This is a genomic window from Labrys sp. F242 (assembly GCF_057813875.1).
This window is the reverse complement of the sequence record NZ_JBVASG010000001.1, coordinates 2,393,380-2,410,284: the sequence shown is the minus strand read 5'-3', so window position 1 is coordinate 2,410,284 and position 16,905 is coordinate 2,393,380. Positions and strand designations below refer to the sequence as shown.

Below are 16,905 nucleotides of genomic sequence, written 5' to 3'. Positions count from 1 at the left end.
GATGGCTGGCTCTGAAACAGACAACGATGTCGGCATCGGCTCGCAAGAAGCCGATACGGACCTTTATGCCTTTCCCTGTTCATTGGCCCAGGCCCGCTTCTGGATCCTGGACCAGATCACGCCGGAAGACCCCGCGCTGAACGTTGCGGTGCGGTGGCGCCTGCGCGGTCGGCTCGATGCCGGTGTGCTCCAGCAAGCGCTGAACGCGGTGATCGACCGTCACGAGATCCTGCGCACCAGCTATCGCGACGTCGATGGCGAGCCCGAGCAACTCGTTCATCCCGCGGCGCCGATCCAGCTCCCGGTCATCGACCTGACATTGCTGCCGGAAGCGGGGCGCCATGAGGAAAGGGACCGCATCAGCCAGATCGAGGCTCGCAAGCCTTTCGACCTGACGCAGGTGCCCAATCTCCGCGCGACCCTGCTCAAAGTCGAGGCCGAAGAGCACATCGTCCTGGTCACTGTTCACCACATCGCCAGCGACGGTTGGTCGATGGGGATCATCGCGCGTGACATGATGGAATTCTACCAGGCCCGGCTGCGCGCCCGGACGCCGAAACTGGCCGACCTTCCTTTGCAATATGCCGACTTTGCGGTGTGGCAGAGCGAATGGATGAAGGCGGACGCGCTGAAGAACGAACGGGTTTACTGGACTTCGCAATTGGCCGGGTTCAAGCGCTTCGATCTTCCTGCAGACAAGGTGCTTGAGGGGACTGGCACCGCGCCGGCCTTCATCCTGGGGCGTCAGTTGCCCCGTACCTTGACTGATGCTGTGTCGGCGCTGGCCACGGCGGAAGGCTGCACCTTCTTCATGGTCGGAGCCGCGGCGCTGATGTGTCTCCTGCATCGCCGCAGCGGATGTGAGGATATTACGGTCGGTACGCAGATCGCCGGGCGGGATCGCGTCGAACTCAACGACATCGTCGGTCCCTTCATCAATACCGTGCCGTTGCGCGCCAGGATCACAGGCAATCCGAGCTTCCGGCAATTGCTAGCCCAGATGCATGACGTCATCGAGGGGGCGTTGCTCAATCAGCGTATGCCGATCGAGGACATCATCGCAATCGCCAAGCCTGTGCGCGAGCCCGGCCGCAATCCGCTGTTCTCCGTCAATCTGATCTGCCAGCGCTCGTTCATCTCCACCGATGAACGCCCGGAGCTCAGCCTGATCGACATGCCGTCCGTCTCGCCGGGGGCGCTCTACGACCTGAACTTTTTCTTCGTCGAGCGTCCCGACGGCTGGCGCATATCCTGCGAATACGACACCTCGCTCTACAACAAGGCGACGGTGGAAGGATATCTGGCGCAGCTGCAGGACCTGCTTGGCGGCTTCGTTGCCGATCTGGATCGACCGGTTGGTGATGTCGGCAGCCAGGCACCGCTTCCCGCACCTGCGCAGCAGTCCCTATCCGTGCGTGCATCCGAAGCCCTCGACAGTCGTGTTCGGGTGGAGGCCGAGCTTGCGGAGATCTGGGTCAATATCCTCAAGGTGCCGATCCTGAGCGTGAAGGACAATTTCTTCGCGCTCGGTGGGCATTCTCTCTCGGCGTTCCGGATGCTCTCACGCCTTGAGAAAGTCTTCGGCAAGCGCATTTCCTTTGACGATCTGCAGAGCCATCCTACTATCGGCGAGTTGGCAAAACTCCTGGGCGGACCGGTGGCCCCCGAGGCGAAGGCCGCGGTGGTCATGCAGCCGCACGGCGCGAGCACACCCATCTTCGCCTTGCACGACACCTTCATCTTTCAGGAGTTGGTCAATCATTTAGGGCAGGAACAGCCCTTCATTTCGGTCCCGTTGCCGACCTTCGTCGAGGGAGAGGCGGAAATCAGCCAGGCGGAGATGGTGGAGCACTGCGTGCGCATCATCGAGGAAGAGCGCCCGAACGGGCCCTACATCCTGCTCGGCTTTTGTGCTGCGGCCCGGCTCAATGTCGCGATCGCACGCCGTCTTATCGAGAGGGGACACGCAATCGAGCTGTTCGTGACGCTCGATGCCTGGGCTCCCGGTTACTCGAAGCGTCAGTCACGGCTGAAGGGGAGGCTGGGACGATTCTCCTATCAAATTCAATCGGGGCTCTATTATGCCCGCTGTCTTCTCGGCGGCGCGGAACAGCGCCGACATGCCCTCAGGCGCATCCGTCTCTTCCTGCAGGCCGTATTCGGCCGCACGTCGTTCGGAGGGGGACCGGACGAGGATGCGCGGATAGGTCATTGGGTGTCCGAAGCTGGTCGGAATGAAGACGGCAGGCCCTTGCCCATGCCAATCCTCACCTTCCACAACGAGAACATGCCGCTCGGCTACTTCCTCGACAGAACCATGGGCTGGAGCTCCCTTACCTCGAAGGGCGTCACTATGGTTTCAGTGGCCGCGACCCATGAGGAACTCATCCGCCGTAATGCCTCCAGGATGATCGGTGACGTCATCAGGGCAACACTTAAACAGCAATCCGGCCATTGAGGATCTTCATGTCAGCCTCTCAGATCCGATCGCCGATGTGGTCGAGCAAAAAAAAGGGGCTCGTGGGGGTGCTTTGCCTGGGAGCGGCATTGCTGGGGGCGGGTCTCGGTGTCGCCGGCCTGGCGCGGGCTGGAGATCCCGAGGTTGCAGTTACGGCTGTGCCGCTATCAGGGCTGTGCGGTGACAATTCCGCCACGCTGCCTCGCGATGTCGCTGGGCGCCTTGCGGTCAAAGCCTGGTATACCAAGCAGGCGGATGGCATCGGCGCCTTGGCTCGGTCGCCCGTCATATTCTTCAATGCCGGATGGGGCGGCAGCGTCGAAGGCCATATGAACCAGATCGATGCCCTGGTTCAGCGCGGCTATGTGGTGATCGGAATCGATCAGAAAGGTCCCGATGCCTACAGGGAGTTCGTCGACTTCTCGGGCGAGGCGGCGTTCGCGCGTACCCGGGCGGCCGTCGACCTCAAGGCAGGCGAGTTTGCCAAGGACAATATCGCTGTCTTCGATCTCCTACGGGCAGCCGTTCCCTGCGCTGACGATCGCGATGTCGCCTCAGTGCTGAAGAGGCTCGATTTCGAGCGGGTCGGAATCGTGGGTTATTCATTTGGTGGTGCGGTTGCCGCCGAAACCAGCAGGCAGGACCCGCGTTTCAAGGCTGCCATCAACCTCGATGGCTGGTTGTTCGGAGATGTCGGCAGGCTTGGCTTGAAACGCCCATTTCTTGAGATCAGCGACGATAGCGAGCTGCCGACGACGGCCGACCTCAATTCGAACGACACAGTACATCGCCTGACGTCCAGATTGACGGACGGAGATTACAAGCAGGTTCTGGTCAATATGGACCGATATGGCGGATATTTCCTAGTCATGGTCGGGAGCCGGCATCAGAGCTTCGTTGATATCTCCCAACGATCGCTCCTGGCGCGGATGGCCTCCCTGTTGCCAAGCAGCAGACGCACGATCGAGGCGGTGAACATCTATGCCGGCGCTTTTCTCGACCGATATGTTGCTGGCGGAAGTTCCGATCTCAGTAAGCTCATCGCTTCGCCCGATGATGGCGTCAGGGTGGTATTCGCCAAGTCGCCTTCGATGGAGGCGACTCAATGAGAGAGCTTCACCGCGGGTTGCAGGGTTCACGATCGACGCGCGAATGTGATTCGCCATCAGTGTTCGGAAGTCACGAAATCGCCACGAAGCGGCATATTCCGATTCGAGAGCATCTTCTTTGTCGATGTCAAGCTCGCCGACGGCTGGGATGGAGGGCAAGCTTCTTCCAAAGATCTCCGGCCAATGTGTGCAATTAAACGAGCAAAGAAGGGAAGCTGTCGCAGCGCTTTCACGCGATGTTCTTTCTAAACTGTTGAAATGAAAGGGTGTTTCTCGAGAATTGGTGAGGCCGGCCTGTAACTTCAGGTTGTTCCGGTAGGAGTTCATATGCCTCGGATAAGTAAGAATCTTTTGTGACCGATGCGTGCAGCTTCATCCGTTCGATAGGTAACACAGTGCTTCCCCAACGGCATAAAGCGAGCTAATACGTCGGCGCCGTACTTTGGACCGATTGACCGCCTAAAAGTATCACGTCGGTGTCACGGGGGCTGGGGTCTAACGTAACGCATCATACAAAACTCCATGTGCTACTTCATATTCTTATGGAGTTTACAAAGAGGCTGATACGTAGTAGTAAAGTAGCTTGATAAATTATGCTTGGCTGTTGCTGCATTGAGATGCGGTATATGGTTATTATAACCCAAGCATAGAATAAAAATGCTCGGAATTGAGCATGTTGGTTGCCAGAATTTTGACTGCCACGGAGCTGCTGTCCCAAGCACGCGTGTGGTATTTGTCGGACGACTTGTTTGGAGATTGAGACTGTGACTGATTATTCCGCGAGTAGCCAAGCTTTGATGCCATTTGCGGTAGGTTCAGTGCTGCCGCTGAAGTCATCTTCCTCTGTCGTTGAGCTTAAGCGGGAGCGCCGTATGGATGACAGTCCTCAAGATGACCCCACTTCTGGCAAGCTCGACCAGGATTTGCAGACACGGATCGTCATCGTCGATGAGAATGCTCTTTCGCGCAGCTGCCTGATGCGTTGTCTTGCTGCGAGTGAAGGAAATTTCGTTGCGGAGGGCTATTCGCGTATCGCCGATTGGGAGGCCGCTGGGCCGACTACGACGATGCCTATCGTGCTTTTGTGTGCGACAGGGCGGAAGGCGACGGAAACCGCGATACGACGCGATTTGGATCTTGTTATCCAGGCGGCGCCGGACGCGAGGGTTATCCTCGTCTCCGATAATGAGGAGCCGGCGGAGATCGTTGCAGCTTTGGAACGGGGGGCAAGAGGCTACATCGCCATGAGCTCCAATCTCGACGTCGCGATTGCCGCTATTCGCCTAGTGCGTGCCGGCGGCACTTTTGTGCCAGCCAGTGGCCTGCTTTCGTCGCGTTCTCAAGGCGCCCAGGCGATCGAGGAAGGTGAAACCAACGGCAGGTCCCGGCAGACTGTCTTTACGCAGAGGCAGCTCGAGGTGATCGACCGCTTGCGGCAGGGCGAGTCGAACAAGCTCATCGCCTACAAGCTCAATATGGGCGAATGCACCGTCAAGGTGCATGTCCGTAACATTATGCGCAAGATCAAGGCGCGGAACCGCACCGAGATCGCTTTCCTGACCAATGAGCTGTTCTGAGACGCTACACCTAGCCGTCGGCGCCGATCCACCGCCCCGATACCACCTGGTATTGGGGCGGTTTTGTTTTAGCGGGCAGGTTGCCGGTTGTAATGGAACTATGAGCACGGGGCCCTACGGCGCCAAGCCCAATTCCAACATCAGGTCCGGTGCTCTGGAGCAAAACGCTTTCATGACTGAACGCTTGTTTGCTCTAAGTCCTTGTTTCGACGCGTCTTTGCGATTCTAAGTGACTCCGTCAAATCGCAAAACGCTCTCGCGATGATTGGGGGCGGAAGTTGCACATGACCGGGCGGCGGCGATCCCATCTGGATGCCCGAGTGCGCTGCTGGCTTTTCGTCGACTTGAAATTCCACCTCCCGGAGCGGAGATGGGTCAGGCAGTCAAAATCTCTGCCTTCATCTTTCGAGAAGCAGGCGAGCGGTTACCATCTTGCCTCTCCCGTAGCCAAAGTTCGAGATCGGCTGCATTCAAGGGGCGGCTCAGCAGATATCCCTGCACGATCTCGCAACCCAGTTCCCGCAGCATTTGTTGCTGCGTTTCGGTTTCCACGCCTTCCGCGACGACCGCGATGTTGAGGCTCTGACCGATGCTGTTGATTGCCGTCACCACGGCAAGCGCGCTGGGGTCGGTTACCATCCCCTCGATGAAGCTGCGATCGATCTTCAGCTCCGAGAAAGGAACATGGGTCAGGCGGCTCAAGCTCGAATAGCCGGTGCCGAAATCATCCATGGACAGTCCGACGCCGAGAGCCTGGATGGCGGCGATGGTGGCTAGGGTGGTCGGATGATCGTCCATCATCACGCCTTCGGTGATCTCCAGCATCAAGGTGTGCTTGGGAATGTCGTATTGGCGCAGCAGATGAGCCACGACATCGGGCAGATTGCGGTTACGGAAATGCAGGGGTGAAAGATTCACTGAAATCGCCGGAATGTGCTTGCCAGCCGCTCGCCAGACGGCCATCTGGCGGCAGGCCTCGCTGAGCGCCCAGATGCCGATTTCATCGATCAGGCCGATCTGCTCGGCGATCATGATGAAGCGGCTGGTGGAAATATCGCCCAAAACGGGATGAGCCCAACGGATGAGGGCCTCGACACCGTGCAGGGTACCGTCCGCGAGGTTGACTTGCGGCTGATAGAGTAATCGCAACTGCCCCTGCGAGACGGCTTCACGCAGGGCTGCGCCCAAGATCACCCGCTCCTGCGCGCCGTCGACAACCTCATGTTCATACAGGCAAACGGCTTCCTGTCCGGCTGCCTTGGCTTTGCAGGCGGCGGAATCGGCCCGTTTCAACAGGGTTTCGACATCGGTGCCATTATCTGGATAAAGGCTGATGCCGATGCTGATCGAGATCGGCAGCAACAGATCCGCGATCGCAAAAGGTTTGGCGACGGCGTCCACCAGCTTTCTGGCAACCATGCTGGCATAGGCACTGTCGGCCTCCGGCAGCATGATCACGAAGACATCGCCGCCGAAGCGCCCGACAATGTCGGTGGGTCGAAGCTGGTTCTGCAAGCGGGTGGCGACCTGGCCGAGGATCTGATCGGCTGTGGAATGGCCGAATGTATCGTTGATGTCCTTGAAGCGTTTGACGTCGAGGCGCAGCAGCGCCATCGTGCCTTGCTTCTCACTGGCTTCCACGATCGCCTGGCCGGCCTTTTGATAAATCTGGCGGCGATTGGGCAGGCCGGTCAGCATATCGAAATAGGCAAGCCGGTTGATATGCTCCTTGGCCTCGTGCTGCTCGATCGCCAGGGCGCACAGATGAACGCAGGCTGTGACGATTTCCTCATGCAGATAGCTGGGGCCGCGTTTTTCGCGGAAATAGAAGGCGAAGGTGCCGGCAACCCGGCCATCCCGCAGCTTGATGGGGACGGACCAGCAGGCCCGCAGACCCAGCGGCAAGGCCAGCCCCTTGTAGGGAGTCCAAAGCGGATTGGTCTCGATATCGTCGACGAGCACGGGCTCACCGAAATAGGCTGCCGTCCCGCAGGAGCCGACGCTGGGACCGATCGCGATCCCATCCAAGGCGTCCGAATAATATTGCGGCAGGCTTGGGGCGGCGAGGGGGTGGAGCAGGCCGTTCTGGTCTACCCTCAGAATCGTCGAGATGACGTCTCGCGTGATGAACTCCGCCTTCTTGCAGATGAATTCCGATACGCTCTCCAGCGAGGCGCCGGATACCAACTCCTCCAGCACATTGTTCTGGAGCGTCTGGATCATTCGCGCAGGGGTATTGCTATGGATGGTGACAATCGTCTCGGTGACGTTCTCGTCAATGTCACGAATATGATCGGTATAGATCAGCAGCGTGATTTCATTGCCGAATTTGTCGCGGCCATTGATCTCTTCCAGGCCGCCGCGCTTGGCGTTGACGAGACGCTCGAGGCTGAGGCGGGCCGCCGAAGGGGTGGTCTTGCTGATGAGCACCGAAACGAGCGGGCGACCGATCACGTCCTCGGACTGATATCCGAGCATCTTGGTGAAGCTGGGGTTGATCCAGACTATTTCGCGCCGGGCGTTGAGGACCGCAACTGCCTTGTCGCTCTCCTGAACCGAACGGCCGAGGAGCTGAATGCCTCTGTCACGCGTAAGTGGCATGCTTCTTTCCAATGTATCCTTGTCGTGCCTGACGATCATTGGCGCGCCTCGGCGAAGCAGACATCGCAATTGAGATCGCCAACGATGCTACAGCACTCCAGTGGTCTTGTTAAGATTTCATCGGGGTCGATATTGGACGCATCAGAATCCGAGGTCGGAGCAACGTTTGTCAGGCTATTCGATACTTCTCGCACCGGTGGTCATTTGGTTTCAACAGCCTTTTGGTGTGCTATTATGACTGAAAGAGTTCGCTGGTCATGCAGACGAGTTCGGTTCTGTTGCGAGCCTGAATCTTCTTCATCATGTTCCGCACGTGGACCTTCACGGTGCATTCGCTCATGTTGAGCTTGTGAGCGATGACCTTGTTCGGATCACCCTTGCGAAGATTTTCAAGCACGGTCAACTGCCGTTCAGTCAGCAAGGCGGAAGCGCGCCTCTGCGGCTTGACTTCGGCGGCAGGCGAACTGGCGCCGCGCACGGAAAGCAGGCTGCTGGCAGGAATGAACGTGCCGCCGACATTCACCAGATTGACGGCACCGATGGTCACGTCGAGATCCAGGCTCATCGGCACATAACCCTTGGCGCCGCGCTCCAGCGCGGCGACCATGCCGGCAGGGTCCTCGACGTCGGAGATTACGATGACCCTCGCGTCGGCCGTCGTCTGCAGAATGGCATCCAAACCCTGGTGGAGGGCGGTTTCGGTCGCCTGGCGCCCGGTTGCGCACAGGAGAATGATTGGCATGGCGGACTTCGTTGCCGCATCCTGCCATTCCCGGATGCTTTCATAAGCGCGGATTTCGAACTCGCTGACAGCGTCACCAAGGCAACGGCTCAGGCAGTCACGCGTGAAGGTGTTGTCGTTGATGATGCTGATCGTGGCTTTTTCTGCCACGCTGTCCTTGTCCTTGCGGACGGGCGAGGCCTCATCGCTGACCTCGTCGAAGGCCCGTCTGTCGCGCTGGTACTGCAAGGGCCGCCGCCTGTCGAGGATGGTGGAAGCGTCTGGGAAGGCGATGTTCATGATCAATCCGCAACGTGTTGGTACTATGCTGACTAAGGGGCAAGTTATGCGAGATCGATGATTTGGTCGTTAGCTTGGAGTCCGCAGACATAGCAATGAGTACAAATTCCGAGGCAATCTGGTCCGGACGTGGTAGCTAAATGTCTCCAAGGGCGTATGGCCTCATACGCCTTGCCCTCGCGGGAGCTGTGCCAGGGGCGGGGATTTGAGCTCTTTTGCCGTATATATTGTTACTGCCTGAGTACGCACGCGTGAGGGGACGGCGGCGAAGGGCGGAATTTGCGATGGAGATATGCCTCTGTATAATTGGTAATAACCTCTACGATATATCCGTTGAACGGTATGATTTTATGAAATATCCCCTTGGGCATGGCGCAACCTTACCGTGCGACACGTTGGTTTGCGCAACAGGCACGAATCGGCAATCCACTTGTGCATAAGGTAAAGGAGGAGGGGCTGGACGCGTTGAAAAGTCTCTTTTGAAGATTTCCTTTGTTGTTCATAATAACAGGTGCGGTCGCCACCTCGAGGTGCCGTCGGCAAGATATATGAGCTCCCGATTTGCGTGAGCCTGCCGCGAAAGCGAGGAAAACAGAATGGACGATGGCGCGTCCCGCAACGATCAGAAGCCGGTCTCCGGTGCCCCGGCCCAGCGCCCTGGCAAGGAGCGCCGCCGTTGGTCGCGACAATCCGGTTCTCAGCAAAACGACAATCCACCTCCACCTCCAGCTCTGGCGCCTCTGGTTTTTTCGACAGAAACATTCCCGCCGCGCGAGCAGTTCGAGGCCTGGCAAGCGCTCAATGCGCCGCTTGCCGATCTGACGCTTCCCGATGGCGTGACGGCGGAGCAAGGATTTGCAGCGCGTCAGATCGCGTGGAATCTCGGCGGCATGCTGGTCGTGCAGCAGAAGGCGTCTGCCCACAGTTATCATCGTTCCGCCGCTAAGCTTCGCTCCAGTCTCATCGATCATTGGGTGGTCATTCTCAGGCGCGAGGGAAAGGCATGGACAGAGGTTGGCGGACGTGTCGTCGAGAGCCAGCCGGGAACGGTCGAGATCCGCTCTCTCGGCCACGCTTTCCGCGGCAGAATGCTCGAATCGCAGAGCCTGACGCTTTATTTGCCGCGCGATCTCTTTGCCGATTCGACTGCGATTCTCGATGCCGACAACAATCGGATTCTGTCGCGTAACCTTGCCGGCCTGCTGGTCAGCCACGTCGACACCGTGGAGGCACGGCTGAGCGAGTTCAGCAAGGATGATCTACCCGGTGTGGTCAATGCCACCAGGGATATGGTCCTGGCCTGTGTGGCGTCCACCGAAGAGCGGGTGGTGGCGGCCAGCAAGCACGGAACGGTGGCGCCCATGGAACGTGCCCGGCGCTTCATCCGCAATAATCTACAAACAACCGCCATTACGCCCGACCTGTTATGCCGGGAACTCGGCATATCGCGGACTCATCTCTACCAGTTGTTCGAGCCGAGCGGCGGTGTGGTTCACTACATCCAGAAACAACGGCTGCTCGCCGCTCACGCCGCGCTCAGCGATCCCTCGGACCGCCGCTTGATCGCCGATATTGCCGAGAGTTTCGGCTTCGCATCGGCGGCTGATTTCAGCCGCGCTTTCAGCCGGGAGTTCGGCTACAGTCCACGGCAGGCGCGCAGCGCCCCCGCGCCGAGCCGTCTGGTGAAAGACAGTGCTCAGGATGCGGATGGCCTGCCCTCGTTCGAGCGCTGGCTCAGGGCTTTGGGAAGCTAAAGTGTTTTTGCGATTTGAAGGAGTGGCCTAGAATCGCAAGGGCCCTTTCCAGACAAGAAGCTAGAGCAAAGCGCGTTCAGGCTTGAACGCGCTTTGCTCTAGGTGACGATGGCACGGTGTCATGATCGCTTGGCAATGATACCGTTCCCGCGTGATGGGCAGCTTTCTCTACGCCGTGCGTTTCAGAGGGAAGCAGGCATGTCTTCGAATGTGCGAAGTAGCGGTCAGCAAGAGGATGGCGCGGGCAACATCAAGCCCGTCATTCCCGCCGCTGTGCTCGATGGATGGGCCGCTGCGGCCGATACCTTGGCAGGGCTTTTGGAGAATGCAGTCGCACTTGTCACGCGAGGGGCCGGCCAAGACGGTGAGATCGTCGTCGTCAGCCAAGGGGCGGTCAATGCCTATCGTCCCGGCCCAATGCCAGGCCAGACCACCCTGCAGCACTTCAGCGAGGCGGTTATACGCGATGCCGGCAAACAAGCGCTCAGCATCGCCGGCGAGGGAGATCGGCAAGCAGGCATCACTATCGACACCGCGGCGGGGCAGGTCCTCCTCGGGACGCCGATCTATGGATCGAAGGGTGAAATCTTCGGCGTGCTGATGGTTCAAAAGGAGGGTGGGGCCGAGTTCTCGCCTGCCTACCAGAGCTTGGTCATCCGTTTTCGGAACGAGATCGAGCATGATGTGAGGCTGCTGTTCCTGAGTGGCAGCGACGTGCAGCGCGACGGCAAACGGATCGAAACCGAAAAACGACTTGGCGACAATCGTTTCAGCTTGCTCCTGGAACATGTGGCCGACGATTTCTTCGTCCATGACGATCAGGGCAGATTCCTGGACGTCAACCATCACGTGACCCTCAGCACCGGTTTCACAAGGGAAGAACTCCTGCAGATGTCGGTGCCCGACATCGTCGAGGATTTCGACCTGGAATGGGCCAAGCAGGTGTGGGCGGCGGCCGAACCCGGCGTTACGAAGACGCTCTACGCCAAGCATCGCCGCAAGGATGGCTCGATCTTTCCGGTCGAGGTCCGCCTCTCCTGTCATCTCTATCAGGCCAGGAAGACGTTCTTTGCGACCGTGCGCAACATCAGCGAGCGCGTGGAGGCCGAGAATGCCATTCGCCGGCTCAACGCCGGGCTCGAGATCAGGGTCGCCGAGCGCACGGCCGAACTGCGCAAGACCACCAATTTGCTGCAGACGGTTTTCGATGGCACCACGGATGCCATTTTTCTGAAGGACCTCGACGGCCGCTTCGTAATGCTCAATCAGGCGACGGCCCGGTTCCTGGGCCGGCCCGCGCCCGAGATTCTGGATCGGGATCTAACGGCAGTGGTCGATCCGGAAAATGCGGCCCGAATCCTGCGGACGGATCGGGAGATCATGGCGGGCGGCAAAGCCGTGACCATGGAGGAGACCTTCATCGTCAATGGCACCAGGCGCTATTTCTTCGTCACCAAGGTTCCAAGGCGCGATGAAAATGGCGACGTGATCGGCCTGATCGGCGTTTCACGCGACGTGACGGAGATCCGCGCCACGGAGGCAGCCTTGCGTCACAGCGAGGCGCGTTGGGAATTTGCGCTCAATGGCGCGGGCGATGGATTGTGGGACTGGGACCTGCGCACCGGGCATGTCTTCTACTCCCGGCAGTGGAAGGCGATGCTGGGGCATGCCGAGAACGAGATTGGGCCGACACTCCAAGAGTTCGTCGATCGCATCCATCCGGACGACCTGCAGGCGGGTTGGGAGGCGGTGGAACGGCATATACGCGGCGAGGCTCCGGATTTCGTCATTGAGCTGCGCATGCGGGCCAAGGACGGATCCTGGCGCATGATTCTCGATCGCGGTAAAGCCATCGAGCGCGATGAGGATGGTTCGCCCCTGCGCGTCATCGGAACCCATACTGACATCACCGCGCGCAAGCAGGTCGAAATGGAATTGTCGGCGCGCGTTCGGTGGTTGTCCGAAATGATGGAAAACCTGCCGATTGGTGCGGTTTTCGTGACGGACGATGGCATCCTGGTCAACCGGGCAGCCGAGGAACTCACCGGCTACGGGCGGGAAGAGTTGTCGAAGCCCGATGCATGGTCCAGGCATTTTGGCGGCGATCTGTTTGACGCTCTCACCTCGGGTTCGTCCGGCGCTCAGGTGGATAGGACCTATCGCACTGGACAGCATAGTTTCTTTCGCAGGGACGGGGCGTTACGCCTCGCCGAAGTGGCTGCAGCCCAAGTCGGAGATCACGCAATCTGGCTCATGCGTGACATCACCGAGAACAAGGAACTGGAAGCCCAACTCAGCTCGCTTGTCGACAACCTGCCCCATGGCGCTGTCTATCGCCTGGTGCAGACGCCGGACGGCAAATTGTCGTTGCCCTATGTGAGTGCCGGCATCCTGGCTCTGACCGGCGTACCAGCCAGCGAGATCATGGAACGGCGAGAAGCCTTCATTCAGACGATCCATGAAGACGATTTGCCCGGCTACAACGCGATGCTCGAAGATTCGCTCTCGCGTGGCAGCGTATTCGATTGCCAGTTCAGATCCCGCATGCGCGATGGCCGCATTCTCTGGCTCCATTGCCGCTCCGCTCCCCGCTATCAGGGCGATGGGACGGTGATCTGGGATGGTGTCATGCAGGACATCACCGCCCGCAAACAAGCGGAGGATCTCATCGTCGCCCTCAAGGAGCGCATGGAGCTTGCGATCAAAGTCGGTGGCGTCGGCATATGGGACATGAATGCTCGGGAGCAGAAATATATCTGGGACGAGCAGATGTATACCCTCTACGGTTTGGAGCACGATGCTTTCGACGGCAGCCTCGAGCGCTGGCTTTCCTTGCTTCATCCCGACGACGTCGACCGCGTGCTGAAGCAATGGCAGGAAGCCATCGGCAAGACGGGGACATTCGAAAGCGAATTCAGAATTGTGCATCCCGATGGCGCTATCCGGCACATTCGAGGTCAGGCCGAAGTTTTTCGTGCCGAGAATGGGTCGGTCTTGCGCGCTCTGGGCATCAACCAGGATGTCACCGAGGAAAGGCGTACGGCCCAGGCCCTGATCCAGGCGCGCAAGGCCGCGGAAGCCGCGCAAGCGGCCAAGGGCGAATTCCTGGCCGTGATGAGTCATGAGATCCGCACGCCGATGAACACGGTACTCGGCATGACCCGGCTGGCGCTTCAGGCGGAGCGAAATCCCAGGCAGCGCAATTATCTCGACAAGATCAGTGCATCGGCACAGACGCTGACCTCCATCCTCAATGACATTCTCGACTATTCCAAGATCGAGGCCGGCAAGCTGGAAATGGAGGAAAGCGAATTCAGGTTGGAGGCGGTCCTGGAATCGGTCTCCGCCGTGACGGCCATGAAGGCCGAGGAGAAGGGTATCGAGATCATCTATGCCGTGGCGCCGCATGTGCCCTCGCGCCTCGTCGGCGACTCGCTCCGCCTCGGACAGGTGCTGATCAATCTGGTGAATAATGCCGTCAAGTTCACCCATAAGGGCGAGATCGTGGTGTCGGTCGACGCCAAGCAGGTCGGAGTTTCCAATGCCGTCCGGCTGCAGTTCGCCGTGCAGGATACGGGGATCGGCCTCGATGCCGATCAGGTCGCCGGCCTGTTCCAAGCCTTCGCCCAGGCCGAGAAGCATGTCTCGCGCAAATATGGCGGCACAGGCCTCGGTCTGGCCATCTGCAAACGACTCGTCGAGGGCATGAATGGGCAGATCTGGGTTTCGAGCACGCTGGGCAAGGGCAGCACCTTCTATTTCACCGTCGAACTCAGGTCACCCCAGCGCTCCGCTTCGCATGATGGAGCTCTGCGCAGCGGGGAGTTGAAGGGAAAAAGGGTCCTGATCGTCGATGACAATGCCAGCGCGCGTGAGACATTGGCGGGGATGGTGCGGGATTTCGGTATGGAGAGCCATGCCGTCGGTTCCGGCAAGGCTGCGCTGGTGGCACTGAATCAGGCCTGCGAGCAGGAGCGGCCCTTCGAAGTCGTTCTGATGGACTGGCGCATGCCCGGAATGGACGGCCTGGAAACCGCTGGGCGGATCAGAACGGATGCGAAGCTGAAGAGCACGCCGGCCGTGCTGATGGTGACGGCCTACGGCCGCGAGGAAGTGCTCCGGCGTGCGGAGCAGCTCGGTCTGCATGGCGTGCTCATCAAGCCAGTCACCGTGTCGGTGATGTTCAACACCATCGTCGGGGTCTTTCATGACGCGGCAAGCACGGCCTCTGCCGCAACGAGCGGGGGAACGCCCGAGATCGCGCTCCCCCAGGCCCAGGACGAGATCTTGGCAACACTCTCCGGCCGGCACATTCTGGTGGTTGATGACAATGCTTTAAATCGGGAAGTCGTTGGCGATTTCCTGCAGTTGGCAGGTATGCAGGTGGACACGGCAGTGAATGGCAGCGATGCCCTGGCCAAGCTGGAAACAGCCACCTACGACGCCGTCTTGATGGATGTCCACATGCCGGAGATGGACGGCCTGACCGCGACGCGCAGGATACGCGCGCAAGAGCGCTGGGCGTCGCTGCCCCTGATTGCGCTCACGGCACAGGCCCTTACCAAGGATCGCGAGGCCAGCCTTGCGGCGGGCATGAACGCGCATTTGACCAAGCCGATCGATGAGATCGCCCTGTATCAAACGTTGATGGAATTGCTCTCACCCGCATCCATAGCGCAAGGGGTTGACGAGGGGACGCCGACCAGGATTGCGGAGGGGGGCGATATAGAGGACGTTTTCGCTGGGTTGAGTGGTGTGGATCTATCCGCAGCCCAGAAACGTCTCGGTGGTAGCCGTGAGCGGTTGCAACGCCTCCTTCAGGGTTTCGTTCGCGACTTCAGACAAGCACCCGCACAGCTTGATCAATACATGTCGCGGCGGGACGCCGGAGCCATCGCGGCGCTCGCCCACGCCGTCAGAGGCGCGGCCTCTTATCTGGACGCTCATGATTTATGTGCGGCCGCAGCCGACATCGAGGAGATTTCCCGTCGCGGTGACCTCGACGAACTCCAGGTTCTCTTACCCCCGTTTCGTGACGGCTTGGCAATGCTGCTTAGTCAGCTCGACCGTCCTGCCGTAATATCCGTGGAGCAGAGGGGAGAGACGGGACGCGACGATCTGCATAAGGTTCTGGAACTCATCGCGGCAACCGAACCCCTGTTGCAAAGCGGCGACTATGCCGCTTATGCCATATTGGATCAGATCATCGCCGAGCTCTCCGGAACTGTCGAAGTCGAAAGAGCAAGAGCGATCCTGAGCCATTTCGAGGAACTTGAGCTGGCCGAAGCAACAACCCTATTGCAGCAGTTGAACGCCGATTTGGATCAACGGGTGTTTGAAAGATCTCCAGAGTGAGTGATGCTCTTCTGCAGACGGTGCTGATCGTCGACGATGACCGGATCAATCGGAGCGTGCTGGCTGAGCTGCTGCAACGAGAATGCAGGATTCTCCTGGCGAAGGATGGGGAAACTGCCCTCCAGCGTGCACGGGATGAAAGAAGCATCGACTTAATTCTGCTCGATGTCTCGATGCCGGGCATGGACGGCTACGAAGTGCTGCGTCGGCTTCGCTCCGACCCCCAGACTGCAAATATCGCCGTGATCTTCATCACCTCTCTCACGGATGAACAGGACGAGGAGCGTGGGCTGTCGCTGGGTGCTGCCGACTATGTCTTCAAGCCGATCAGCCCCGCGATCGTGAGGGCGCGCGTGCGCAACCATCTCAAATTGGTGGCGCAACGCAATGAGCTGGAGCGCCTGTCCGAAAGGGATGGCCTGACAGGAATCGCGAACCGGCGCTATTTCGACAAGGCATTCGATCTGGCCTGGCGGCATGCCATTCGCTCCGGCGATCCGCTTAGCGTCGCCATGATCGATGTCGACCACTTCAAGGAATACAACGACCATTACGGTCATGGCGCTGGCGACGAGGCCCTGCGGCAAGTCGCCCAGGCCCTCACACTTGGGGCCGGGCGCCCCTACGATGTTTCAGCTCGTTATGGCGGCGAGGAATTCGTCCTGCTGTTGCCGGGCCTGTACGAGCTGGAGCCGCTGCTGGAGAGATTGAGGTTGGCCGTGCTCGACCTTAATCTACCGCACGCCCGTTCACGCACCGCCGAGGCGGTGACCATCAGCTGCGGCGGGGTGGTGGCTTTCATATCGCAGACGGATAAGCCTTCTGCCTTGCTGGGCTGGGCCGATAAATTGCTGTACCGGGCCAAGCAGCAGGGACGAAACCGGGTGCTGGTTTGGCAGGGGCAAAAGGAGGGACTGTTCCTTCCTGTCGGGCAGAACGGAGCCGGCAAGCCGCCGGTAAAGCCGGCGTGATCGCCGGGCTCGGCGAACGAAGCCACCTGTAAGACAGCCGGGAATGAAAGGGGGCAAGT

The 16,905-nt window shown here is 59.4% G+C and carries 9 protein-coding genes; 6 read left to right on the top strand and 3 right to left on the bottom strand.

Translation table 11 applies throughout. The annotated features are described in order from the left end of the window. Position 1: 1 nt before the first annotated feature. The 3 genes from ACZYTC_RS11325 (at position 2) to ACZYTC_RS11315 (ending at position 5,144) form a co-directional block, all read left to right on the top strand. The gene (locus tag ACZYTC_RS11325; RefSeq protein ID WP_488989622.1) at positions 2-2,458 is read left to right on the top strand and encodes a condensation domain-containing protein; all 2,457 of its coding nucleotides are present in this window, start codon (positions 2-4) and stop codon (positions 2,456-2,458) included. Positions 2,459-2,466: 8 nt separating this feature from the next. Beyond that, on the top strand, positions 2,467-3,567 hold the full coding sequence (locus ACZYTC_RS11320; RefSeq protein WP_488989621.1) for an alpha/beta hydrolase: 1,101 nt from the start codon (positions 2,467-2,469) through the stop codon (positions 3,565-3,567). A gap of 872 nt (positions 3,568-4,439) precedes the next feature. Continuing rightward, a complete protein-coding gene (locus tag ACZYTC_RS11315; RefSeq protein ID WP_434955983.1) occupies positions 4,440-5,144 on the top strand; it encodes a LuxR C-terminal-related transcriptional regulator in 705 nt (234 codons plus the stop codon). Between the two features lie 375 nt (positions 5,145-5,519). Here the strand turns inward: ACZYTC_RS11315 and ACZYTC_RS11310 are convergent, their stop codons facing one another. Both ACZYTC_RS11310 and ACZYTC_RS11305 read right to left on the bottom strand, forming a co-directional pair. Then, entirely contained in the window at positions 5,520-7,745 is a 2,226-nt protein-coding gene (locus tag ACZYTC_RS11310; RefSeq protein WP_488989620.1) for an EAL domain-containing protein, read from the bottom strand. 232 nt (positions 7,746-7,977) lie between these two features. Then, complete coding sequence (locus tag ACZYTC_RS11305) at positions 7,978-8,766, bottom strand: LuxR C-terminal-related transcriptional regulator (protein ID WP_488989619.1); 789 nt, start codon at positions 8,764-8,766, stop codon at positions 7,978-7,980. 596 nt (positions 8,767-9,362) lie between these two features. Here ACZYTC_RS11305 and ACZYTC_RS11300 point away from each other — a divergent pair. Continuing rightward, on the top strand, positions 9,363-10,520 hold the full coding sequence (locus tag ACZYTC_RS11300) for a helix-turn-helix domain-containing protein (RefSeq protein ID WP_441772539.1): 1,158 nt from the start codon (positions 9,363-9,365) through the stop codon (positions 10,518-10,520). Positions 10,521-10,688: 168 nt separating this feature from the next. Here ACZYTC_RS11300 and ACZYTC_RS11295 read toward each other — a convergent pair whose 3' ends face one another. Then, entirely contained in the window at positions 10,689-11,366 is a 678-nt protein-coding gene (locus ACZYTC_RS11295) for a hypothetical protein (RefSeq protein ID WP_488989618.1), read from the bottom strand. Between ACZYTC_RS11295 and ACZYTC_RS11290 the strand changes: the two genes are divergently transcribed. Further along, on the top strand, positions 11,310-15,875 hold the full coding sequence (locus ACZYTC_RS11290; RefSeq protein ID WP_488989617.1) for a PAS domain S-box protein: 4,566 nt from the start codon (positions 11,310-11,312) through the stop codon (positions 15,873-15,875). The genes ACZYTC_RS11295 and ACZYTC_RS11290 overlap by 57 nt on opposite strands. After that, positions 15,872-16,846 (top strand): diguanylate cyclase domain-containing protein, encoded by a 975-nt coding sequence (locus ACZYTC_RS11285; RefSeq protein ID WP_488989616.1) that lies wholly within the window; start codon positions 15,872-15,874, stop codon positions 16,844-16,846. Before ACZYTC_RS11290 ends, ACZYTC_RS11285 begins: the two co-directional genes overlap by 4 nt. The last annotated feature ends 59 nt before the right edge of the window (positions 16,847-16,905 follow it).